Raw genomic sequence first — 21,542 nt, forward strand, 5'->3', positions numbered from 1 at the left:
CTCTATCCAGTCGGCTCTACCCAGCCGGTTCTACCCCGTCGGCCCTACCTGGGCAACGCAAACGCAATCACGTAATCGCCGTTCGGGGTTTCCATGAAATGGTGGCCGCCGGCCATGATCACCACGTACTGGCGCCCGCCCTGCTCGTACACCATCGGATTGGCCTGGCCGCCGGCAGGAAGCTTGGCGTGCCAAAGCTCCTTGCCGGTCTTCAGATCGATGGCACGCAGCAGGTCATCGGTGGCGGCGGCGATGAAGATCAGGCCGCTGGCGGTCACTACCGAACCGCCGTTGTTCGGCGTGCCGATCTCGATCGGCAGGCCGGAACGGATGCCGAACGGTCCGTTGCCGCGCGCACTGCCAAACGGACGGTCCCACAGCAGCTTGCCGGTGCGCAGGTCGATGGCACGGATACCGCCATAGGGCGGCTGCTTGCACAGCAGGCCGGTGAACGGCAGCCGCCAGCCGGCGTTGACCTGGATGGCGTAGGGCGTACCCACCTGCGGGTCGCCCACGCCTTCGGCACCGCCCTTGTCGAACCGGACCTTCTCGCGCGGCAGCCAGCCCAGCCGGTCGGCCTCCGCGCGTGGCACCAGCCGGTTGTAGTTGGGCATGTCGTTGTAGTTGGCCACGATCACGCCGCGGCGCGTATCGATGGACACGCTGCCCCAGTCCGAGCCGCCGTTGTAGCCGGGGTACTCGATGGAATGGCGCTCGCTGCTCGGCGGCGTGTAGAACCCTTCGTAGTACGCCTTGCGGAACTGGATGCGGCAGACCAGCTGGTCAATCGGGGTGATGCCCCACATGTCACGCTCGGTCAGGTCATGTTCGCGGCGCAGCGTGTGGTACAGCGAAAACAGCTGGGTGGGAGAACGCTGCTCGGGTTCGACGCCGCCGACCGGCACCTTGCGCTCTTCGGCGGCGGTCAGGAGCTGGCCGTTGCGGCGATCGAGGATGTACATGTCACCCTGCTTGGTCGGCAGCAGGATTGCCGGCACCTTGCCCGCCGCCGTCGGGTAGTCGATCAGGCTGGCCTGCGACCCCAGGTCGTAGTCCCACACATCCTTGCGCACCGCCTGGAAATGCCAGACCGGCTTGCCGGTGGCCACGTCGATCGCCACCAGCGAGGTGGAATAGCGGTTCTGGTTTTCCGTGCGCGCGCCGCTCCAGTAGTCGCCCGCGGCATTGCCCAGCGGCAGGTAGACCAGGCCCAGCGCCTCATCACCGGTGGCCGTGGTCCACATGTTGGGGGTGCCGCGCGTATAGGTCTGCTCGCGCGGCGGCAGGCCGTTGCGCTCGGGCTGGTCCATGTCCCACGCCCAGCGCAGCTTGCCGGTGATGGCGTCGTACGCCTGGATCACGCCCGACGGCGCATCGCGGCGCTGCCCGTCCAGCACCTGGTGGCCGGTCACGATCACGCCGCGCACGATGGCCGGCGGCGAGTTGATCGACACGTAACCCGGTGGCACCTCGCCCATGCCCAGGGTGATGTCGACCTGTCCGTTGTTGCCGAAGTTGGCGCAGGGATGGCCGCTGTCCGCGTCCACCGCGATGATGCGACCGTCCAGCGTGCCTTCAATGATGCGCGCCCAGCACGCCGGACGACTGCCCGGTGCAGCGCTGCGGGTGACGCTGGGCGGCGGCTCCGGCAGGGCCAGATCGGCAGCGACATCGGCCAATGCCGCGTCGGCAAGGGTCGGCGTGCTGGGCTGCTCGTAATAGCTCACACCACGACAGGCAGCGGTATAGGGAATCGAGGCATCCTTCACCTTTGGATCGAACCGCCACAGTTCCTTGCCGCTGGCAGCATCAAGCGCGATCAGGCGGTTGCGTGCGGTGCACAGGTACAGGCGGTCGCCGATCTTCAGCGGCGTGGTTTCGGCACCCCAGCGCTTCTTCGGCATATCCCCGGTACGGAACTGCCAGGCCGGCTGCAACGTGGCCACATTGGCCGGGGTGATCTGCTGCAGCGGCGAATAGCGGGTGCCCGCATTGCTGCGGCCCCACGCCGGCCAGTCGCCCTCGGCGGGCTGGTCAGCCGGCTGCAGGCCCGTGGTATCGCGCGTAGGTTCCAGTCCGGCGCTGACTGCGCCTTCCGGGAACGGCAGGCGCCCGTCCACTTCCCCATGCGGGGCAAAGGCCAGGCCGAAGGCGGCCACGAACACCAGCATCAGCACGCCCGCCACGCTGCGCGACAGGCGTTTTGAAACCGGCTCGCGAAGCGTCGGCGCCAGCAGCGCCAGCACGATGCCCAGCGCCGTCACCAGCCCGAGCCGCGGTACCCAGCGCCAGTAGTCGCTGCCCGATTCCCACCAGGTCCACAGCAGCGTGCCGATGAACACCAGCGCATACAGCAGCGCGCCGCTGCGGCGGTTGCCGAACAACAGGATTCCGCTGGCCAGCAGGCCGAGCCCGGCGATGGCGTAGTACGCCGAGCCGCCAAGGCTGAGCAGCCACGCACCGAGGCCACCGATGACCAGGCCGAGCACGACCAGCAGCAGCGACAGCACGGTGACGAGGGGATGCCGGGAGGCGCGAACGGGAGCAGGAGCGGACTGCGGCGTGGCGGACATCGTCGATCTCCGGGGGCAGCATGCGCCGTTATCCCACCGCCTGCGTGAAGCGCGCGCGTATGCGTGGCACCCGGATACGACGACGCCGGCACAGGGCCGGCGTCGTCGGTACCTCAGGCTCGCGGCAGGATCACTCCTGCGCGGCGTCCTCGCTGCTGGCAGCAGCCGGTGCGCCGTCGGTCGTGGCCGGGGCGGCGGCAACCACCTCGTCCTCGTCCTCGTCGATCGAGGCATCCATGCGCTCCACCGCCTGCAGCTTCTCGTCCTTGGAGAGGCGGATCAGGGTCACGCCCTGGGTGTTGCGGCCGACGCGGCTGATTTCCGAGCCACGCGTACGCACCAAGGTGCCACCATCGGAGATCAGCAGGACTTCGTCGCTGGAGCCCATCAGCACCGCGGCGACCAGCTTGCCATTGCGCTCGGTGGTCTGGATGCCGATCACGCCTTGGGTGCCACGGCCCTTGCGCGGATAGTCCGGCAGCGGGGTGCGCTTGCCATAGCCGTTCTCGGTCGCGGTCAGGATGTACTGAACGCTGGCGTCGTCGGCGCCTTCGATCACCGCATCGCCATTGGCGGCGGCTTCCTCGACACCGCTGTCGTCCTCGTTCTCGTCCTCGATGCCACCGGCACTTTCGGCCACGATCAGGCTGACCACTTCCTCGCCGGCCGGCATCTTGATGCCCCGCACGCCGGTGGCGGTACGGCCCATCGAGCGGACCTTGTCCTCGCCGAAACGCACGGTCTTGCCGTTGGAGGCGAACAGCAGGATGTCGCGCTGGCCGTCGGTCAGGCCGACGCCGACCAGCGCGTCGCCCTCATCGAGGTTGATCGCGATCTTGCCGCGCGCCAGACGGAAGGCGAACTCACCCAGCGGGGTCTTCTTGACCGTACCGTTCTTGGTGGCGAAGAACACGAACTGGCCATCGGCGTAATCGCGCACCGGCAGTACGGCCTGCACGCGTTCACCCGGTTCCAGCGGGATCCAGTTGATGATCGGACGGCCGCGGGCGTTGGAGCCCGCTTCCGGCAGCTGGTAGACCGGCAGCCAGAACACCTTGCCCGAACTGGTGAAGGTCAGCAGCGTGTCATGCGTGTTGACCAGCCACAGCTGTTCGATGAAATCCTCTTCCTTGGTCGCCGCCGCACTACGGCCACGACCACCACGGCGCTGCGCGCGGTACACGCTCACCGGCTGGCGCTTCACGTAACCGGCATGCGACACGGTGACCACCACGTCTTCCGGCGCGATCAGGTCAAGGATGTCCAGGTCTTCTTCGCTGTGGCGGATCTCGGTACGACGCTCGTCGCCGAATTCGGCCTTCACACTGACCAGCTCTTCGCGGATCACCTGCAGCAGGCGGTCGGGATCTTCCAGGATGTGGATCAGCCCGGCGATCACTTCCAGCAGCTGCTTGTACTCATCGGTCAGGCGGTCCTGCTCCAGCCCGGTCAGGCGGTGCAGGCGCATTTCCAGGATCTGGGTGGCCTGGATCTCGGTCAGCTGGTAGCCGCCCTCGATCAGGCCCACGCCCTTGGGCAGGTCTTCCGGGCGCGAGGCTTCGGCGCCGGCGGCACCCAGCATCGCACCGACCAGGCCCGGCTCCCACACGCGGGCCAGCATGCGCTCGCGTGCTTCGTTCGGGTTCGGCGAGGTCTTGATCAGTTCGATCATCTCGTCGATGTTGGCCAGCGCGACGGTCAGGCCTTCCAGCACGTGGGCACGGGCGCGCGCCTTGCGCAGCTCGAACACGGTACGGCGGGTGACCACTTCGCGACGGTGGCGGACGAACGCCTCCAGCATCTGCTTGAGGTTCATCAACTGCGGGCGGCCATCGACCAGCGCCACCATGTTGATGCCGAACACCGATTCCATCTGCGTCTGCTGGTACAGGTTGTTCAGCACAACCTCGGCAGATTCACCGCGCTTGATCTCGATGTAGATGCGCATGCCGTCCTTGTCGGACTCATCGCGCAGCTCGCTGATGCCTTCGATCTTCTTTTCCTTGACCAGCTCGGCGATCTTCTCGATCAGACGCGCCTTGTTCACCTGGTAAGGAATTTCAGTGACGATGATCGATTCGCGGCCGTTGTCGGCCACTTCGATATCGGCCTTGGCACGGATGCGCACGCGGCCACGGCCGGTGCGGTAGCCGGCGACGATGCCGGCGGTGCCGTTGATGATGCCGGCGGTCGGGAAATCCGGGCCCGGGATGTACTCCATCAGGCCGTCGACGTCGATTTCCGGGTTGTCGATCAGCGCGATGCAGGCGTTGATCGATTCGCTCAGGTTGTGCGGCGGGATGTTGGTCGCCATGCCCACCGCGATACCGGCCGAACCGTTGACCAGCAGGTTCGGGAACCGGGTCGGCATGACCGTCGGCTCCAGTTCCTTCTCGTCGTAGTTGGGCTGGAAATCGACGGTTTCCTTGTCGATGTCCGCCATCAGCTCATGCGCCAGACGCGACATGCGCGCTTCGGTGTATCGCATTGCCGCGGCGGAGTCGCCATCGATGGAGCCGAAGTTACCCTGGCCATCGACCAGCATGTAACGCAGCGAGAACGGCTGTGCGAGGCGCACCAGCGTGTCGTACACCGACTGATCGCCATGCGGGTGGTACTTACCGATGACGTCACCGACGATACGCGCCGACTTGAAGTAGGGCTTGTTGCTGTGCGCGTTGAGTTCATTCATCGCGAACAGCACGCGGCGATGCACCGGCTTGAGGCCGTCGCGCGCATCCGGGAGCGCGCGGCCCACGATCACGCTCATGGCGTAATCGAGGTAGCTCTTGCGCATCTCGTCTTCCAGGTTGACCTGGATGATTTCCTTGGCGGTTTCTGCCATTCGGGTTCCGTTGTCTGGTAGCGGTCCAGTCCGGCGCAGCCCCCTGCGGGAGGGGGTCGTGCCGGAACCTCGATTCAACCTGCGGATATTACCACAACAGGCCGTTTTCCGCCTCCCTTTACGGGTATTTTACCTGCACAAATCAGGAACTTAGGGGGTTGCCGGCCAGCGGCCGCCACCATCGGGGGCGGAGGTCACGCGGCCCCTCCCCCGCGCGTCAGCCGCCAAAGGCGGCGCGCATGTTCTCCGGGGTCGGGTTCAGGATCACGCCGCGCTCGGTCACGATGGCGTCGATCAGCTCACCCGGGGTGACGTCGAACACCGGGTTCCAGGCAGCGATGCCCTCTGCCACCGTGCGGGTGCCGCCCACGCCGTACAGCTCGCCCGGATCGCGCTGCTCGATCTCGATCTGGCTGCCGTCCACAGTCTCCATGTCCACCGTCGAGGACGGCGCCACGACCATGAACTTCACGCCGTGATGGCGGGCGGCGATGGCCAGCTGATAGGTCCCGATCTTGTTGGCGGTATCGCCGTTGGCGCAGATGCGGTCGGCACCGACGATCACCCACTGCACAGCGCCGGTCTTCATCAGGTGCGAGGCGGCTGAATCGGCGATCAGCGTGGCGTCAATGCCATCCTGCTGCAGCTCCCACACGGTCAGGCGCGCGCCCTGCAGCCACGGACGGGTCTCGCCAGCGAACACGCGGGCAATGCGATGCTGGGCCATGCCGGCGCGGATCACGCCCAGCGCAGTGCCGAAGCCGGCGGTGGCCAGCGAGCCGGTGTTGCAGTGGGTCAGCACGCCGCTGCCAGCTTCGATCAGGCCTGCGCCCAGCGCGCCCATGTGGCGATTGGCGGCCAGGTCCTCCTCCGCGATGGCCTGCGCTTCGGCCTCCAGCTTCGCCTTCCAGTCAGCACCGGCGGCATTCAGGCAACGGCGCATGCGCGCCAGCGCCCAGGCCAGGTTGACGGCGGTCGGACGCGAAGCGTTCAGACGCTGCAGCGCCGGTTCCAGCTGCTGCAGCGCGTGCGCACCGTCTGCGGCCTGCACGTCATGTGCGGCCAGCACCACGCCCCAGGCGGCGGCGATGCCGATGGCCGGCGCACCGCGCACGGTCAACGCGTGGATGGCCGCAGCCACTTCGTCACTGTCATGGCAGACCACATGCTCGACCACGAACGGCAGCTTGCGCTGGTCCAGCAGTTGCAGGGCATCGCCGGTCCACAGGATCGGGCGGATATGGTCGTAACGGGCGTAGTCGATGTCGGAGGCAGTGTTCATGGGCCCATTGTAGGGCCACGCCCCCCGGGGTTGGAGCCCGCCCGGGCTCAATTCACCGAGAACTCGGCGCGGCAGCCACCGTCCACCCAGATGCCGTTGCGGCTCCAGCCCCAGGTACTGCCTTCCTCGCACGGCGTGCTGGACAGCTGCTCGGAGACGGCGGCACCGACCGAGATGCTGGCGCCGCAGAAGCGGCGCTTCTTCGACTTCGATTCACAGGTCAGCCTGCGTGGTACGTCAACGAATCGGCCGTCCTCGTCAGCCACTTCGAAATCCCCCTGGCAACCGCGGCTGGTCCAGACTTCATTGCGCTTGTAGCCCCAGCCCTGCCCTTCGCGGCATGGCAGCGCCGACAGCTGGCGCAGCAGGCGCACTGGCGCGCCATCCAGGCGCACCGGGCAGCTCTGCGGGCGACCATTGGATTCACAACGCACCACGCGACGGACCAGGCGCTTGCCCTCGCTGGCTACCGGCGCAGCACCCGCAGCGCGGCGTGCGCGGAACTCGGCGCGGCAGCCCAGCGTGACCCACACGCCACTGCGGTCGGTGCCCCATTCGCTGCCACGGATACAGCTGCTGTTGGAAAGCTGGCGCACCAGGTCGACGCCGTTGCTGACATCGATATCGCAATGCACCCAGCCCATATCGCGTGATTCGCAGGTCACCACTTCACCGTCGTAGCCGGCCTGCTGCGCAGATGCCGATGACGGCAGCCAGGCACCCCAGAGCGCGATGGAGTAAACCGGTGCAGCGACAACCGCAAACCACTTGACCAAAGCCTTCCCCAGCAGGAATGGATGAACTGCGTGCCAGTGTCCGGCATCTGCCGTGATAAGAGCATCATCCTGCTTACCGAAGCAAGCGCGGAATCGCGGAATTCCGTTCAGTCTTTGACGTTCAGGAACGCACGTCGCTCATGCGTGGGCAAAGTCGTAGGCCAGCACGTCGGCGATGCGCGGCGTGCGGTTCATCGCCATCAGGAGGCGATCGACCCCCACCGCCACGCCCGCGCACGCCGGCATCGATGGCAGCGCGGCCAGCAGCGCCTCATCCAGCGCCGGCTGCACCTGGCCACGTTCATGGCGTCGCTGCAGGTCACGCTGGAAGCGCGCGCGCTGCTCGTGGGCGTCGTTCAGTTCGTGATAGCCGTTGGCCAGCTCCACCGCGCCCAGGTACAACTCGAAACGCTCGGCCAGGGGTGGTGTACCGGCACGGATGCGCGCAAGCGCCGCCTGGCTGGCCGGCCAGTCATGGACCACGGTCATCACTGTGTCATCAAACTGCGGCTGGATGCGATGGGTCATCAACAGGTCCAGCCAGTCGTCGCGGGTCAAACCGACCGGATCGATGTGCACATCACCCAGCGCGGCCCGCAATGCAGCCTCATCGGCCTTGAACGGGTCAACGCCCACATGCTGCTGGAACAGCTCGCGGTAGCTCAGCACGCGCAGGGTCGCACTGCGCCCGACCAGCGCCAGCGCCTGGCCGACCAGTTCGGCGGTCTCCTGCACCAGGCGATGATGATCCCAGCCAACCCGGTACCACTCCAGCATGGTGAATTCCGGGTTGTGGCGGCCGCCCGCCTCGCCATTGCGGAACACCCGGCCCAGTTCGTAACAGTCACCCACGCCCGCCGCCAACAGGCGCTTGAGCGGATACTCCGGCGAGGTGCGCAGCCAGCGGCGGCGTCCGCCGGCATCGACATGGCCGGTGAAATCGGTATGGAAGCTGTCGATGTTCGGCTCGGTGTTGCCGGCCACCGACAGGATCGGCGTTTCCACTTCCAGCACATCGCGTTCGGCGAAGAAGCGGCGGACCAGCGCATTGAGCGCGGCGCGCTGCTGCAGCGCGCGCAGCAGGGCCTCGCTCACAGGATGCCCTCCGGGCGCGGGTGGTCCAGCGGCAGGGTCAGCAGATCGCGGGTGTCATCGATGTAACCGCTCGCCAGATAGAGGCGACGGGCCAGCTCGTTGTGGTGGTTCACTTCCAGGCGCAGGCGGCTTACGCCGCGGCCCCGTGCCCGCTGTTCGCAGATGGCCAGCGCCTGCTTGCCGCGGCCGCGACCACGCGCACGATGGCTCAGGTACAGCTCGTCCAGCAGCATGAAGTGGCCGCCCTGCTCCAGGCTGAAGCCCATCGCGATCACTGCGTAACCGACCACCTCGGCCGCCTCGTCCAGCCACAGCAGCACTTCGCCGTTGCGTGGGTCGGCCAGCAGCGCATCCACGCCGCGACGCACGCGCGCGTCGTCGAAGTCGATCCTGTCTTCGGCATAGAACTCGCGCATCAACGCGATCAACAGTTCTTCGTCGGCACGGGTGGCCAGGCGGAAATCCAGTGGGGCAGTCTGCATCGGTGTTCCTTTGTGCTTCATGCCGGGTGCCGGGCACCCGGCGGCGTCATCATTCGTGTTCGGCAAGATAGGCCAGCAGGCGGTCCTCATCCCACACCGGCACGCCCAGCGACTGTGCCTTGTCCAGCTTGGAGCCGGCCTCGGTACCGGCCACCACGAAGCTGGTCTTCTTCGACACACTGCCGGAGACCTTGGCACCCAGCGCTTCCAGGCGTTCCTTGGCGGCATCGCGGGTGAGCTGGGCCAGGGTGCCGGTCAGCACCACGGTCTGCCCATCCAGCGGACCCGCCACGATCTCGGCCAGCGCCGGCGCCTTGGCCAGGATCTCCTGCATCGCGTTCTCGGCGGCCAACAGCATCGCACCGTGGCCATCAGCGTCGAGCCATTCGGCCAGAGCGCGCGCGGTGTCATCGGGCAGGCCGGCGTTGACGAACTGGCCATGCTCGGCATCGAGCACCGCCTGTGCGCCGGGAAGCGCAGCCACCAGCTTTTCGGCGCGCAGACGGGTGATGCCGGGGATCTCCGACTCGACCAGCAACTGCGCCAGATCCAGCCCGTCGCGCAGCTTGGCACTGGGCGCATGCACGTCGCTGATACGCACCTGGCCGACCTGCAGCAGGTCATCGATGGCCTGCTGGTTGCCCTGCTGCTCGAAGAAGTGGCCAAGCGAACGCGCCACTTCGCCACCGATGTCCGGCACACGCTTGAACAGCGGCCACGGCAGGTGGCGGATCAGCTCCAGGTCACCGAACCACTGCGCCAGCGCCTTGGCCGTGCTCTCGCCCACGTGCTCGATGCCAAGCGCGAACAGCAGGCGCTCCAGCGTGGCCGCACGACTGGCGTCGATCGCTGCGATCAGGTTGTCGGCCCACTTGGTGGCGATCTTCTTCGTGTTCCATTCGAAGCTGGCCGGCTGCGCCAGCGCCTGCGCGCGCCAGCCCGGATCGTTGCCGTCCAGCTTGAGCACCGCATTGAGCACCGCACCACTGCCCTCGGCGGGAAGGTGCAGCTTCAGCGCCGCTGCCAGCGCCGACGGCTCCTCGGCGTCCAGCACCAGCTTCAAGTGCAGCAGCGTATCGCGGCTGAGCCGGTACAGGTCGGCCACGCTCTTGACGATGCCCGCGTCGACCAGGGTTTCGATGTACTTGTCGCCGAGACCGTCGATGTCCATGGCACGGCGCGAAGCGAAATGGGCAATGGCTTCCTTGCGCTGCGCCGGGCAGGACAGTTCGCCCGAACAACGCCACGCCGCCGCCCCCTCCTCACGCACGATCTCCGAGCCGCACACCGGGCAGCGCGTCGGCATCTGCCACGGCGTGGTGCCCTGCGGGCGGCGGTCGAGAATGACGCTGACCACCTCGGGAATCACGTCGCCAGCGCGGCGCACGATCACGCTGTCGCCAACGCGCACATCGAGGCGCGCGATCTGGTCGGCGTTGTGCAGGGTGGCGTTGGACACGATCACGCCAGCCACAGCCACCGGCGCCAGTCGCGCGACCGGCGTGGCAGCACCGGTGCGGCCGATCTGGATCTCGATCGCCTCCACCGTGGTGCTCTGTTCCTGCGCAGGGAACTTGTGCGCGATGGCCCAGCGCGGCGCACGGGAGACGAAGCCCATCGCCTGCTGACCCGCACGGTCATCCAGCTTGTAGACCACGCCATCGATATCAAACGGCAGGCCGTCGCGGCGTTCACCGATAGTGCGGTAGTAACCGAGCAGGCCGTCGGTGCCCTCCACCACTTTGCACAGCTCACTGACCGGGAAGCCCCAGGCGCCGAGCTGGGCCAGGGTGCCCGAATGGGTGTCCGGCAGCTCGCCGCCCTGCACTTCGCCGGTGCCGTAGGCGAAGAAACTCAGCCTGCGCTGCGCACTGATCTTCGGGTCGAGCTGGCGCAGCGAACCGGCCGCCGCGTTGCGCGGATTGGCCAGCACCTTGCCGCCCTGCAGGCGCGCACGTTCGTTGTAGGCCTCGAAGTCGGCGCGGGCCATGTAGACCTCGCCGCGCACCTCCAGCACATCCGGCCAGTCCTTGCCGTGCAGGCGCTTGGGAATGTCACCGATTTCGCGCAGGTTGGCGGTCACGTCCTCGCCGGTACTGCCATCGCCACGGGTCGCGCCGAGCACGAAATGACCGTCCTCGTAGCGCAGGCTGATCGCCAGGCCGTCCATCTTCGGCTCGGCCGAGAACCGCAGGCTGCGACGCCCCAGGCGCTCATCGATGCGGCGCACGAAATCGGCCACTTCCTCGTCGCTGAAGGCATTGGACAGCGACAACATCGGTACCGCATGGCGCACTTCCGGGAAGCGGCCAGAGGGGCGCGCACCGACCTGCTGGGTCGGGCTGTCGGCACGGGCCAGTTCCGGGTTCTCGCGCTCCAGCGCTTCCAGCTCGCGCACCATCCGGTCGTAGTCGACGTCGGGGATCTCCGGCGCGTCCAGCTCGTGATAGGCGCGGTTGGCCTGGGCGATCTGCCGGCGAAGGTCTTCGGCGCGTTCGGCGGGGCTGGGGCTCATCGGGATCCGGTGGTTCTGGGATGGCCGGGGATTCTACCGCGCCCAGCCGTCAGGCCCTGTAACGCCTCCGCCTTTGCAGCGTCGAGCGTGCTCGACGGGCACTCCCCGCTCCGGCAGGTGCCAACCTTCTCCCTCGTTCCGGCAGGTGCCAACCTTGGTTGGCACATCTGCATGGCGCGACGCCACAAAAAGCAGCTTGCCGCCCACCCTCGCCGGCGCTAGCGTGCGACGGTCTGCCCTTCGGAATCCTGCCCGTGACCCTGCCCGCTTCCCGTCGACGCTTCCTGCAACTGGCCGGAGCCGGCCTCGCCGTCGCCGGCAGCGGGCTGCCGCGGCCCGGCCATGCCCAACCCGCGACAGCCGTCGCCCCGGGACCCGCCGAAGGTGCGGTGCTGCTGAATTTCAACGAATGCCCCTACGGCCCCTCGCCCGCAGCCCAGCAGGCGGCACGCGACAGCATCGCCGGTTGCGGCCGCTACCGTTTCGCACTGGCCGGTCAGGTGCGCGACGCCTTCATCGAACAGGCGCGCATTCCGGCCGATCACGTGCGGCTCTATCCGGGTTCCAGCGAACCGCTGAACCGTGCCGCCGTGCTGTGGACCGGCCCGCAGGCGGGACTGGTAGTCGCCGATCCGACCTTCGAGACGCTGGGCGAGGTCGCGGCCGCACACGGTGCGCACGTGCAGAAAGTGCCATTGCACGACGACGGCGCACATGACCTGCGCGCGATGGTGGCCGCCGCACACGCGCGCTCGACCGGCCTGCTGTATGTGTGCAACCCGAACAACCCGACCGGCTCGATCAGCCCGCCGGATGAGCTCGCCTGGCTGCTGGCCCACAAGCCTGCGTCCACCCGCGTACTGGTCGACGAGGCCTACCTGCAGTACAGCGAGCAGCCGAGCCTGATCGCGCAGGTGGCGCAGCGCGATGACCTGATCGTGTTGCGCACGTTCTCCAAGCTTTATGGCATGGCCGGCCTGCGCCTGGGCGTGGCGGCCGCGCATCCCGACCGCCTGCGCGAACTGGCCAGCCTGGGCGACAACCCGCTACCCGTGCCAGCACTGGCCGCGGCACTGGCCAGCCTGCAGGATCCTCAGTTGATCGCGCAGCGGCGCCTGCAGAATGCCAAGGTGCGGCAGGCCACCATCGCGTGGCTGGGCAAGCGTGGTTTCAGCTGCGTGCCGTCGGAAGCGAACTGCTTCGTGGTGGATGTGCAGCGCGACGGTGCCGCCTTTGCCAAGGCGATGGCAGACAACGGCGTGATCATCGGCCGCAGCTGGCCGATCTGGCCGCAGCGCGTGCGCGTGAGCGTCGGCACCGAGGACGAGATGGCCACGTTCCGCAAGGCATTTGCCAAGGTCGCCGGCGTACCGGCCTGACCCTGTTGGTGGGGGCGAACCTTTGGTTCGCCCCATCCACGCATAGCGTGGATCTACTGTTGTGGGTGCCGACCGTTGGTCGGCACACCATGGCGCTCACCAGCGCGGGGTCTTGGTCAGCGGCGGCGCCTGGTGCTGGCGATCATAGGCACGCAGTTCGTCACGGATGTGCGCGATGCGCTGCCGGCCGAGAGCGTTGCGGCTGTCGTCCAGCACCACGCCGTCGAGCAGCTCGGCCATGCGCTGCACGGTGGGCAGCATCTTCTCCCAGGCATCCAGCGCGGTCAGCGGCGCCGGCAGGGTCAGGAAGAAGGCGATGGCCGGGGTCTCCATGGCGCGGATGTTGGCCATGTCGAAGCTGCCCGGCTTCATGATGCTGGCCATCGAGAAGATCGGGCCGCGCTCGGGGTGGCCTTCCACCAGGCGGTGGAACACGTTCATGTGGCCGAACACCAGGCCGGTCTTCTCCGCCGCCACCACGATGTCTTCGCCACGCAGCTGTTCGCCGGCGCGAGCGGCCACGAACAGCGACACGATCTTGTCGAAGTCCTGGGTGGCGCGCTTGCCAAGGTCGCTGGCCGCGCCGGCGTCGGTGTCGGCCAGGCCAAGCTCGGCCTGCTCGCCTTCCGAGCCCATGCCCGGCTCTACGCGGCCATCGGCCACAGTGACGCCATCATCGCCCAGCACCGGCTCGCGACGCTCGCCGCCGGTCGGTTCCGCGCTTTCCACGCGACGCCCCTGGGGCTTCTTCTTCGGACGGCCAAACAGGAAGATCGCAGCGATCAACAGCAGGCCGGCGGCCAGGATGCCGATGCGCAACAGTGCCGTGTCGGACATTCGATAGGTTCTCCGGCTAGTTCATTCAGGTAATTAGGATGGCACGTCAGGCCGCGCCCGCCAATCGTGCGGCTTCTTCCAGGTCCACGCTGACCAGGCGGCTGACGCCCGGTTCGCGCATGGTCACGCCCGACAGCTGGTGCGCAGCCTCCATCGTCGCCTTGTTGTGGCTGACGAACAGGAACTGCACCTTCTCGCTCATTTCCTTGACCATGTTGGCCAGGCGACCGACGTTGGCTTCATCCAGCGGTGCGTCCACCTCGTCCAGCAGGCAGAACGGTGCCGGATTCAACTGGAAGATGGCGAACACCAGCGCTACTGCGGTCATCGCCTTTTCGCCGCCGGACAGCAGCGAGATGCTGGACACGCGCTTGCCCGGCGGGCGCGCCATGATGGTCACGCCGGTGTCGAGCAGGTCTTCACCGGTCAATTCCAGGTAGGCGTGGCCGCCACCGAACAGGCGCGGGTACAGCGCCTGCACGCCGGCGTTGACACGGTCGAAAGTGTCCTTGAAGCGGCCGCGGGTCTCGCGGTCGATCTTCCGGATGGCATCTTCCAGGGTTTCCAGCGCTGTGGTGAGGTCGGCGTGCTGCGAATCCAGGTAGTCCGAGCGCTGCGAGGCCTCGCCGTACTCGTGGATCGCGGCCAGATTGACCGGCTCCAGCCGGCGCATGCGGGCATCGATCTGGTGCACGGCCTGCTCCCAGTCGCCCAGGCGGGCGTCCTCGGGCAGTGCATTGAGCACGTCCTGCAGCACGAAACCGGCCTTTTCGACCGCCGCCTGCAGGGTATCCGCGCTGAGCACCAGCGCCTGCTGGTCAAGCTTGCGCTGCGAAATACGCTCACGCTGGGCCAATGCCTGTTCGTCGCGCTGGTGGCGGGTCTGCTCGTAGTTGCGCAGCTCGGCGTCGATGCCGTCCAGCAGCGTTCGCGCTTCGGTCAGCACGCGATCGGCCCGAACGCGCTCTTCCAGCGCATTCTGGTGCTCGGCCTGCAGCGCTTCGACCGGCGAATCACCTTCGTCCAGCTGCGAATGCAGCTCGCCCAGTCGCGAATCCAGCTGCCCGCGCTGGGTGCCCATGCGCTCCAGCGCCTGGCTCAACGAGGCCAGCTGCGCACGCTGCGATTCCAGGGTCAGGGCCAGCGAGTGCGCGCGCTCGCGTACCGCACGGGCGGCGTCGCGGGCCAGGTCACGGGCCTCTGTCAGCTGGCGGCGCTCGCCCTCCAGCCGCTGCCGGGTCGATTCCAGGTCGCCCATGCTGCTGACCGCGTTCTCCAACCGCGAGCGCGCTTCACGCGCTTGTTCGTTGTTGGCTTCAATGGTTTCCTGCAGCTGCTTCAGCTCGCCTTCGATGCGATCGATGCGCGTGCGCGCTGCCTCCACCTTGCCCTGCTGGCCCTGCAGCTGGCCGGCCAGTTCGGACACCGCGCGATGGGCCTGGTACAGCGCACGCTGCGCATCTTCGCGCTGCTGTTCGGCAGCCTGCAGCTGCTCTCGGAAGCCGGCCAGCTGTTCTTCCAGTTCGGCCTCGCGGTCCTGCAGCTGCTCGATCTGCTCACGCAGCTCCTGGATCTCACGTTCGCGCAGCAGCGCGCCCTGCGCGGCGGCACCGGAGCGCGATACGCGCAGCCAGCCCTGGCCCAGGCGCTCGCCACTCTGGGTGATGATCGAATCGCCTTCCGGAAGGCTGGCCTGCAGCACCTTGGCCTCGGACAGATCCCTGGCACCGTGCAGGTGCGCCAGCAGGCGCCGGATCGCTGCCGGGCCACGCACGCGTGCAGCCAGCGAGGTCGGCGCGACCTTCAGGTCCGCGCCATCGTTGGCGACCAGCGCAATGTGGCCCTCGCCCAGTTCGCCCAGCGCGTCGACCAGGCTGGCCGGGTCATCGACCAGCACGCCTTCGATCAACTGGCCGAGCGCGCTTTCCACCGCGTTTTCCCAACCGGCATCGACATCCAGGCGTTCGCCGACACGCGCCGCCGAGTCCAGCCCACGCGCCTTCAGCCAGGCCACGGCAGCACCCTGCTCCTGGCCCAGCGCGGCCTGCTGCAGGGTTTCCAGCGAAGCCAGGCGACCGCGCAGGCCATTGGCCTGCTTGCGCAGTTCGGCCAGTTCGTTCTGGCCATTGCGCTGCTGTTCCTGCACCGCCGCCACGCCCTGCTTGCGCAGCTCGACGTCTTCGCTCAGTTCATCCAGCGCGGTCTTCTGCGTGTCGTGCCGCAGGTGCAGCTGCTCGAAGGCTTCTTCCAGCGCATCCACGTCCAGCCCGGCGCGCTCGGCGGCCAGGGCTTCACGACGCCGGTCGGCATCGAGGATCTGTTTGTCCAGGTAGTCCACGCGCGTGCGCTCGACGTCGCCGGCGCGCGAGGCTTCCGAACTCTGCGAGGTGTGCTGTTCCCAACGCTGCTGCCAGCTGGACAGCCGGTCTTCAGCCTCGCGCAGGCTTTCCTGCTTTATCTCGTTTTCTTCCTGCAGTTCTTCCAGCTGCGGGGTCGCGGCCTCTACCGCCTCCCGCAGCACCCTCAGCTTGGCCTCGTCGCCACTGATGTGCTTCCCCAGCTCGGCCAGGGCCTGCTGGGTTTCGTCGCGCGCCTTGTGCAGGCGCTGCGACAGCTCGCGCTGGTGCTGGATCTGCTGCTCCAGGCGGGCCAGCGTGCTGCCGACCTGATAGACCGCCGCCTGCGCGGTGTTGAGCGCATCGGCGGCCTCTTCGCGACGCACTCGCGAGGTTTCGATGCGGGCCTCTGCGTCGCGCTGATCGGCGATCAGCTGCTGCAGCTTGGTCTCTTCCTGCGACAGGCCTTCGCGCAGCTTCGACAGGCGCCCATCGAGGCCACGGAATTCCAGCGCCTTCCACTCGGCATCCTTGATCCGGCGCTCTTCCTGCAGGGCCTGGTACTGCTCGGCCTGCTTGGCCTGGCGCTTGAGGTGTTCGAGCTGCTTGCTGATCTCGTCGCGCAGGTCACCCAGCCGGTCCAGATTCTCACGGGTGTGGCGGATGCGGGTCTCGGTCTCCTTGCGACGCTCCTTGTACTTGGAGATGCCGGCTGCCTCTTCCAGGTACACGCGCAGGTCTTCCGGGCGCGCCTCGATGATCTGGCTGATCATGCCCTGCTCGATGATCGAGTAGCTGCGCGGGCCCAGGCCGGTGCCGAGGAACAGGTCGGTGATGTCGCGGCGACGGCACTTGGTGCCGTTGAGGTAATAGTTGCTGGTGCCGTCGCGGCTGACCGTGCGCTTGACCGAGATTTCGTTGAACGAGGCGTACTCGCCGGAAATCGTGTGGTCGGAGTTGTCGAAGATCAGCTCGACCGTGGCCTGCGACACCGGCTTGCGGGCATTGGATCCGGAGAAGATCACGTCGGTCAGCGAGTCGCCACGCAGGCGGCTGGCCGAACTCTCGCCCATGACCCAGCGCACGGCGTCGATGATGTTCGACTTGCCGCAGCCATTGGGCCCCACCACGCCGGTCATGTTGGTCGGCAGGTGCAGGGTGGTCGGATCGACGAACGACTTGAAGCCGGACAGCTTGATCGTGGAAAGACGCATAGGGGTTCCGGACTGGGGCCGGCAAGCGGCCTGCGTTTACCCTCCAAGCCATTGATCCTGTTGGGATCGATGCCCGTGGAACGGGTGTGACGCCCTGAGTATACCGATGTGGACGTGTTCTACGAATGGGCGTGGAACATTGCCCACCCCCACCCCGTCGGACGGACCTGGCCCGACACCGCGGAACGGCGCCAAAAACAAAACGGGCACCCTTGCGGGCGCCCGTTCTGCGGTGATGCCAAGCCTTGCGGCGTGGGATCAGGCTTCGGCGACGACGACGACCTTGACGGTGGTCTCGACGTCGGCGTGCAGGTGGACCAGCACGTCGTATTCGCCGATGTTGCGGAAGGCGCCTTCGCCCAGGATGACTTCGCTCTTTTCCAGCGGCAGGCCGGCGGCGGTGAAGGCCTCGGCGATGTCGCGCGGGCCAACCGAGCCGTACAGCTTGCCTTCGGTCGAAGCGTTGGCGGCGATGGTCACGCTCGCGCCTTCCAGCTTGGCCTTGCGGCCTTCAGCGTCGGCGTGGATGGCCTGGGCCTTGGCTTCGTATTCGGCGCGCTTGGCTTCGAACTCGGCCTTGTTGCTCTCGGTGGCCGGCACGGCCTTGCCCTGCGGCACGAGGAAGTTACGGCCGTAGCCCGGCTTCACGTCGACCAGGTCGCCCAGGTTGCCGAGGTTGGTGACTTTCTGCAGGAGGATCAGCTGCATGGTATTGCTCCAGATAAGTTATTCGTTAGCGAGGCGATGCCCCGCAACAAAGGCTGTCCGAATAGCTGGCACAGCGGGGGCGGCGCCGGGCCGCCCCGCCGGCATCAGACGTCGTGGTTGTCGGTGTACGGGATCAGGGCCAGGAAGCGAGCGCGCTTGACGGCGGTCGCCAGCTGGCGCTGGTACTTCGACTTGGTACCGGTGACGCGGCTCGGCACGATCTTGCCGTTCTCGGTCAGGTACTGGCGCAGGGTGTTGAGATCCTTGTAGTCGATCTCCTTCACACCTTCAGCAGTGAACTTGCAGAACTTGCGGCGACGGAAGAACTTGGACATGGGAAGGCTCCTTAGGCGGCGGAAGCGGCGTCGTCGCCGGCTTCGTTGTCAGCGGTGTTGTTGGACTCGCCTTCTTCGTCGTCACGACGACGGCGCTCACCGCGCTCCGGCTTGTCACCCTTCTCGTCCTTGCTCTTCATGATCAGCGACTGCTCGGTGTCAGCCTCGTCACGCTTGATGACCAGGTTGCGCAGCACGGCGTCGTTGAAGCGGAAGCTCTCGGTCAGTTCGTTCAGAACGGCCTGGTCGGCTTCGATGTTCATCAGCACGTAGTGGGCCTTCACCAGGTTCTGGATCGGGTACGCCAGCTGGCGGCGGCCCCAGTCTTCCAGACGGTGGATGGTGCCGTTGCCGTTCTCGACCAGCGACTTGTAGCGCTCGATCATGGCCGGGACCTGCTCGCTCTGGTCCGGGTGGACCATGAACACGATTTCGTAATGACGACTCATGTTTTTTTCTACCTTTCGGATGTGGCCTTGCGGCCGGACAGCCCCCCGCCGTTGATACCGCGGTGGGGCAAGGATTCCCGCCGGGAGGCAGGAAGCCGCGCATTATGGCGCAGATGGGGGTGCCGGGCAACCGGCGGGTCACAGGGCAACCTGAACCGGGGGCGCAGCCCCTATGCCGCCCCAGGCTGGCCGCTACCGGAGCCCCGCACAGCCCACGAATCCGCCTGGATTCACCCCAGGTCGACGTGAAGGCGATGCTGGCCGCATTCCAGGCACTGGAACAGGCAGCCGACCATCATCCCGTCCCGGCTCAGGTGCGCCAGCACCCAGTCGGCGTCGCGTGGATTGACCTCCGCCACATCGGGCCGGACCTGGTCGAGGATGGGCAGCAGATCGTCGCTGCCGGCGAAACCGAGGAAGGCGCAGGGCCGTTCACAATGGCTCAGCCAGACCGATTGCTGCCAGGACGGGTAGCCCGGCGTGCGCTCGCAGATCTCCAGCAGCAGCTCACGAGCGATGCTCGGCGGCGGGTCGGCCGGGTCTGGCGAGACCCCTTCGATATCACTCCAGCCGGTGAATTCACCCTCGTAGCTGGCCGCCGCCCTGCCGTCGGCGATACACCAGGGGCAAAGGTAATCCGGACGCAGACGGGTGTAGAACGGCCCGCGGTAGCGCAGTGTGCGCGGCTGGCCGCAACAGTCACAGATTCCGTCGACCTCTTCGAAGGAGAGGGCGTAGGCGTTGGGATGATAGGTAAAAGCCGGTCGTTCCATCCGTGGGGTCCCTGCCGAGCCCCGCGTGCCGACCAAGGTCGGCAGCTACCGGGACGCGCCGGGCCGTCAGGCCTTGTCGGCGTCGGTGGTGAAGCTCTCGCCGCAGCCACACTCGGCGGTGGCATTGGGGTTGCTGAACGTGAAGGTCTCGCTCAGGCCGTGCTTGCCGAAGTCGATCACGGTACCGTCCACCAGCGCCAGGCTCTTGGCGTCGACATAGATCTTCACGCCATCCTGCTCGAACACGGTATCGCCCTCGCGCTCGTCGCGTGCCAGGTCGGTGATGTGGCCCCAGCCGGAGCAACCGGTCTTGGTCACGCCGAAACGCAGGCCCAGCGCACCGGGGGTCTGGGCGACAAAGCGCTGCACGCGCTCGAAGGCAATGGGGGTCAGGCTGACGGCCATGGGGCTACTCCAGAGGTACGGGGACATTATAAGGAGCCGTTGCCGCGAAAAATGCCTCGCAAGCAGAACGCTGCAACCGGTAAACTCCCGTGTTCACAGATCGAGTCGATCAGCAGAGGATTCAAGTCATGACGGTGGTCAGCGTTGAACATGCGCTTGCCGGGAAGATCCCGGAAGGCGGCGAAGTCACGGTACGCGGATGGGTGCGCACGGTGCGCGGTTCAGCGAATCTGGCCTTCGTGAATGTGAGCGACGGCTCCTGCTTCGCCCCGATCCAGGTCGTGGCCGGCGACAGCCTGGCCAACTTCGACGAGATCAAGCGCCTGACCAGCGGCTGCTCGGTCATCGCCACCGGCACCCTGGTGAAGTCGCAGGGCAAGGGCCAGTCGTTCGAGATCCAGGCCAGTGCAGTGGAAGTGGTCGGCTGGGTCGAAGACCCGCTGACCTACCCGATCCAGCCCAAGCCGATGTCGCCGGAGTTCCTGCGCGAAGTGGCGCACCTGCGCCCGCGCACCAACCTGTTCGGCGCGGTCACCCGCATCCGCAACTGCCTCGCCCAGGCCGTGCACCGTTTCTTCCACGAGAACGGCTTCAACTGGATCAGCACCCCGATCATCACCACCTCCGACGCCGAAGGCGCCGGCCAGATGTTCCGCGTGTCCACCCTGGACATGGTGAACCTGCCGCGCGATGAGAAGGGCGCGATCGATTTCAGCCGCGACTTCTTCGGCAAGGAAACCTTCCTGACCGTGTCCGGCCAGCTGAACGTCGAGGCCTACTGCCTGGCGCTGAGCAAGGTCTACACCTTCGGCCCGACCTTCCGCGCCGAGAACAGCCACACCACCCGCCACCTGGCGGAGTTCTGGATGATCGAGCCGGAAATCGCCTTCGCCGACCTGGCCGAAGACGCACGCCTGGCCGAAGAGTTCCTGAAGTACCTGTTCCGTGCGGTGCTGAACGAGCGCAGCGACGACCTGGCCTTCATCGCCGAGCGCGTGGACAAGAACGCGATCACCAAGCTGGAAGACTTCATCAACGCACCGTTCGAGCGCATCGACTACACCGACGCGGTCAGCCTGCTGCAGAAGTCCGGCAGGAAGTTCGACTTCCCGGTCGAATGGGGCCTGGACCTGCAGACCGAGCACGAGCGCTGGCTGACCGAGGAACACGTCGGCCGCCCGGTGGTGGTGACCAACTATCCGGAGCACATCAAGGCCTTCTACATGCGCCTGAACGACGACGGCAAGACCGTTGCCGCGATGGACGTGCTGGCCCCGGGCATCGGCGAGATCATCGGCGGCAGCCAGCGCGAAGAGCGCCTGGACGTGCTGGACGCGCGCATGGCCCAGTTCGGCCTGGATCGCGAGCACTACAGCTGGTACCGCGATTTCCGCCGCTATGGCTCGGTGCCGCACGCCGGCTTCGGCCTGGGCTTCGAGCGCCTCGTGGTGTACGTCTGCGGGCTGTCCAACATCCGCGATGCGATCCCCTACCCGCGCGCCCCGGGCAGCGCGGACTTCTAAGCCCCATACGACCAC

General features: G+C 66.9%; 16 protein-coding genes. 2 read left to right on the forward strand and 14 right to left on the reverse strand.

What is annotated here, in order from left to right; genetic code table 11:
• Positions 1 to 44: 44 nt before the first annotated feature.
• The 7 genes from AC5P9F_RS09490 to ligA all read right to left on the reverse strand — a co-directional run bounded on the left by AC5P9F_RS09490 (position 45) and on the right by ligA (position 11,574).
• Positions 45 to 2,573, reverse strand: coding sequence for a membrane-bound PQQ-dependent dehydrogenase, glucose/quinate/shikimate family (locus AC5P9F_RS09490; protein WP_164225363.1), 2,529 nt, complete (start codon positions 2,571 to 2,573; stop codon positions 45 to 47).
• 130 nt (positions 2,574 to 2,703) lie between these two features.
• Complete coding sequence (gene gyrA, locus AC5P9F_RS09495) at positions 2,704 to 5,418, reverse strand: DNA gyrase subunit A (RefSeq protein WP_005413900.1); 2,715 nt, start codon at positions 5,416 to 5,418, stop codon at positions 2,704 to 2,706.
• A 217-nt stretch (positions 5,419 to 5,635) separates the two neighbouring features.
• Positions 5,636 to 6,700, reverse strand: coding sequence for an S-methyl-5-thioribose-1-phosphate isomerase (mtnA, locus tag AC5P9F_RS09500; RefSeq protein WP_043034692.1), 1,065 nt, complete (start codon positions 6,698 to 6,700; stop codon positions 5,636 to 5,638).
• A gap of 47 nt (positions 6,701 to 6,747) precedes the next feature.
• Entirely contained in the window at positions 6,748 to 7,476 is a 729-nt protein-coding gene (locus tag AC5P9F_RS09505; RefSeq protein ID WP_005413902.1) for a DUF3011 domain-containing protein, read from the reverse strand.
• Between the two features lie 138 nt (positions 7,477 to 7,614).
• Entirely contained in the window at positions 7,615 to 8,571 is a 957-nt protein-coding gene (gene epmA / locus AC5P9F_RS09510; protein WP_099481443.1) for an EF-P lysine aminoacylase EpmA, read from the reverse strand.
• Positions 8,568 to 9,053 carry a GNAT family N-acetyltransferase gene (locus AC5P9F_RS09515; RefSeq protein WP_005413904.1) on the reverse strand — a complete coding sequence of 162 codons (486 nt, stop codon included), beginning with the start codon at positions 9,051 to 9,053 and terminating at the stop codon, positions 8,568 to 8,570. The genes epmA and AC5P9F_RS09515 overlap by 4 nt, the downstream gene beginning before the upstream one ends.
• 49 nt (positions 9,054 to 9,102) lie before the next feature.
• Positions 9,103 to 11,574: an NAD-dependent DNA ligase LigA gene (gene ligA, locus AC5P9F_RS09520; protein ID WP_308680638.1), complete on the reverse strand. Its 2,472-nt coding sequence runs from the start codon at positions 11,572 to 11,574 to the stop codon at positions 9,103 to 9,105.
• A gap of 248 nt (positions 11,575 to 11,822) precedes the next feature.
• Here ligA and AC5P9F_RS09525 point away from each other — a divergent pair, with 248 nt between their 5' ends.
• Positions 11,823 to 12,947, forward strand: coding sequence for a pyridoxal phosphate-dependent aminotransferase (locus tag AC5P9F_RS09525; RefSeq protein ID WP_043034697.1), 1,125 nt, complete (start codon positions 11,823 to 11,825; stop codon positions 12,945 to 12,947).
• A 96-nt stretch (positions 12,948 to 13,043) separates the two neighbouring features.
• On the opposite strand, the gene zipA is transcribed toward AC5P9F_RS09525, so the two are convergent.
• From zipA to AC5P9F_RS09560, 7 genes are all read right to left on the reverse strand, one after another.
• The gene (gene zipA / locus AC5P9F_RS09530) at positions 13,044 to 13,784 is read right to left on the reverse strand and encodes a cell division protein ZipA (RefSeq protein ID WP_005410225.1); all 741 of its coding nucleotides are present in this window, start codon (positions 13,782 to 13,784) and stop codon (positions 13,044 to 13,046) included.
• 46 nt (positions 13,785 to 13,830) lie between these two features.
• A complete protein-coding gene (gene smc / locus AC5P9F_RS09535; protein WP_164172998.1) occupies positions 13,831 to 17,334 on the reverse strand; it encodes a chromosome segregation protein SMC in 3,504 nt (1,167 codons plus the stop codon).
• 258 nt (positions 17,335 to 17,592) lie between these two features.
• On the reverse strand, positions 17,593 to 18,042 hold the full coding sequence (gene rplI / locus AC5P9F_RS09540) for a 50S ribosomal protein L9 (RefSeq protein ID WP_005410227.1): 450 nt from the start codon (positions 18,040 to 18,042) through the stop codon (positions 17,593 to 17,595).
• 104 nt (positions 18,043 to 18,146) lie between these two features.
• Positions 18,147 to 18,377, reverse strand: coding sequence for a 30S ribosomal protein S18 (rpsR, locus tag AC5P9F_RS09545; RefSeq protein WP_002804494.1), 231 nt, complete (start codon positions 18,375 to 18,377; stop codon positions 18,147 to 18,149).
• Positions 18,378 to 18,388: 11 nt separating this feature from the next.
• Positions 18,389 to 18,826 carry a 30S ribosomal protein S6 gene (gene rpsF / locus AC5P9F_RS09550; RefSeq protein ID WP_005410228.1) on the reverse strand — a complete coding sequence of 146 codons (438 nt, stop codon included), beginning with the start codon at positions 18,824 to 18,826 and terminating at the stop codon, positions 18,389 to 18,391.
• Between the two features lie 230 nt (positions 18,827 to 19,056).
• Complete coding sequence (locus tag AC5P9F_RS09555; protein ID WP_005410229.1) at positions 19,057 to 19,599, reverse strand: CbrC family protein; 543 nt, start codon at positions 19,597 to 19,599, stop codon at positions 19,057 to 19,059.
• A gap of 66 nt (positions 19,600 to 19,665) precedes the next feature.
• Positions 19,666 to 20,004 carry a HesB/IscA family protein gene (locus AC5P9F_RS09560; protein ID WP_005410230.1) on the reverse strand — a complete coding sequence of 113 codons (339 nt, stop codon included), beginning with the start codon at positions 20,002 to 20,004 and terminating at the stop codon, positions 19,666 to 19,668.
• A 128-nt stretch (positions 20,005 to 20,132) separates the two neighbouring features.
• Between AC5P9F_RS09560 and asnS the strand changes: the two genes are divergently transcribed.
• A complete protein-coding gene (asnS, locus tag AC5P9F_RS09565) occupies positions 20,133 to 21,527 on the forward strand; it encodes an asparagine--tRNA ligase (RefSeq protein ID WP_005410231.1) in 1,395 nt (464 codons plus the stop codon).
• The last annotated feature ends 15 nt before the right edge of the window (positions 21,528 to 21,542 follow it).

This window comes from Stenotrophomonas sp. YJH_SMC_4 (genome assembly GCF_059371575.1).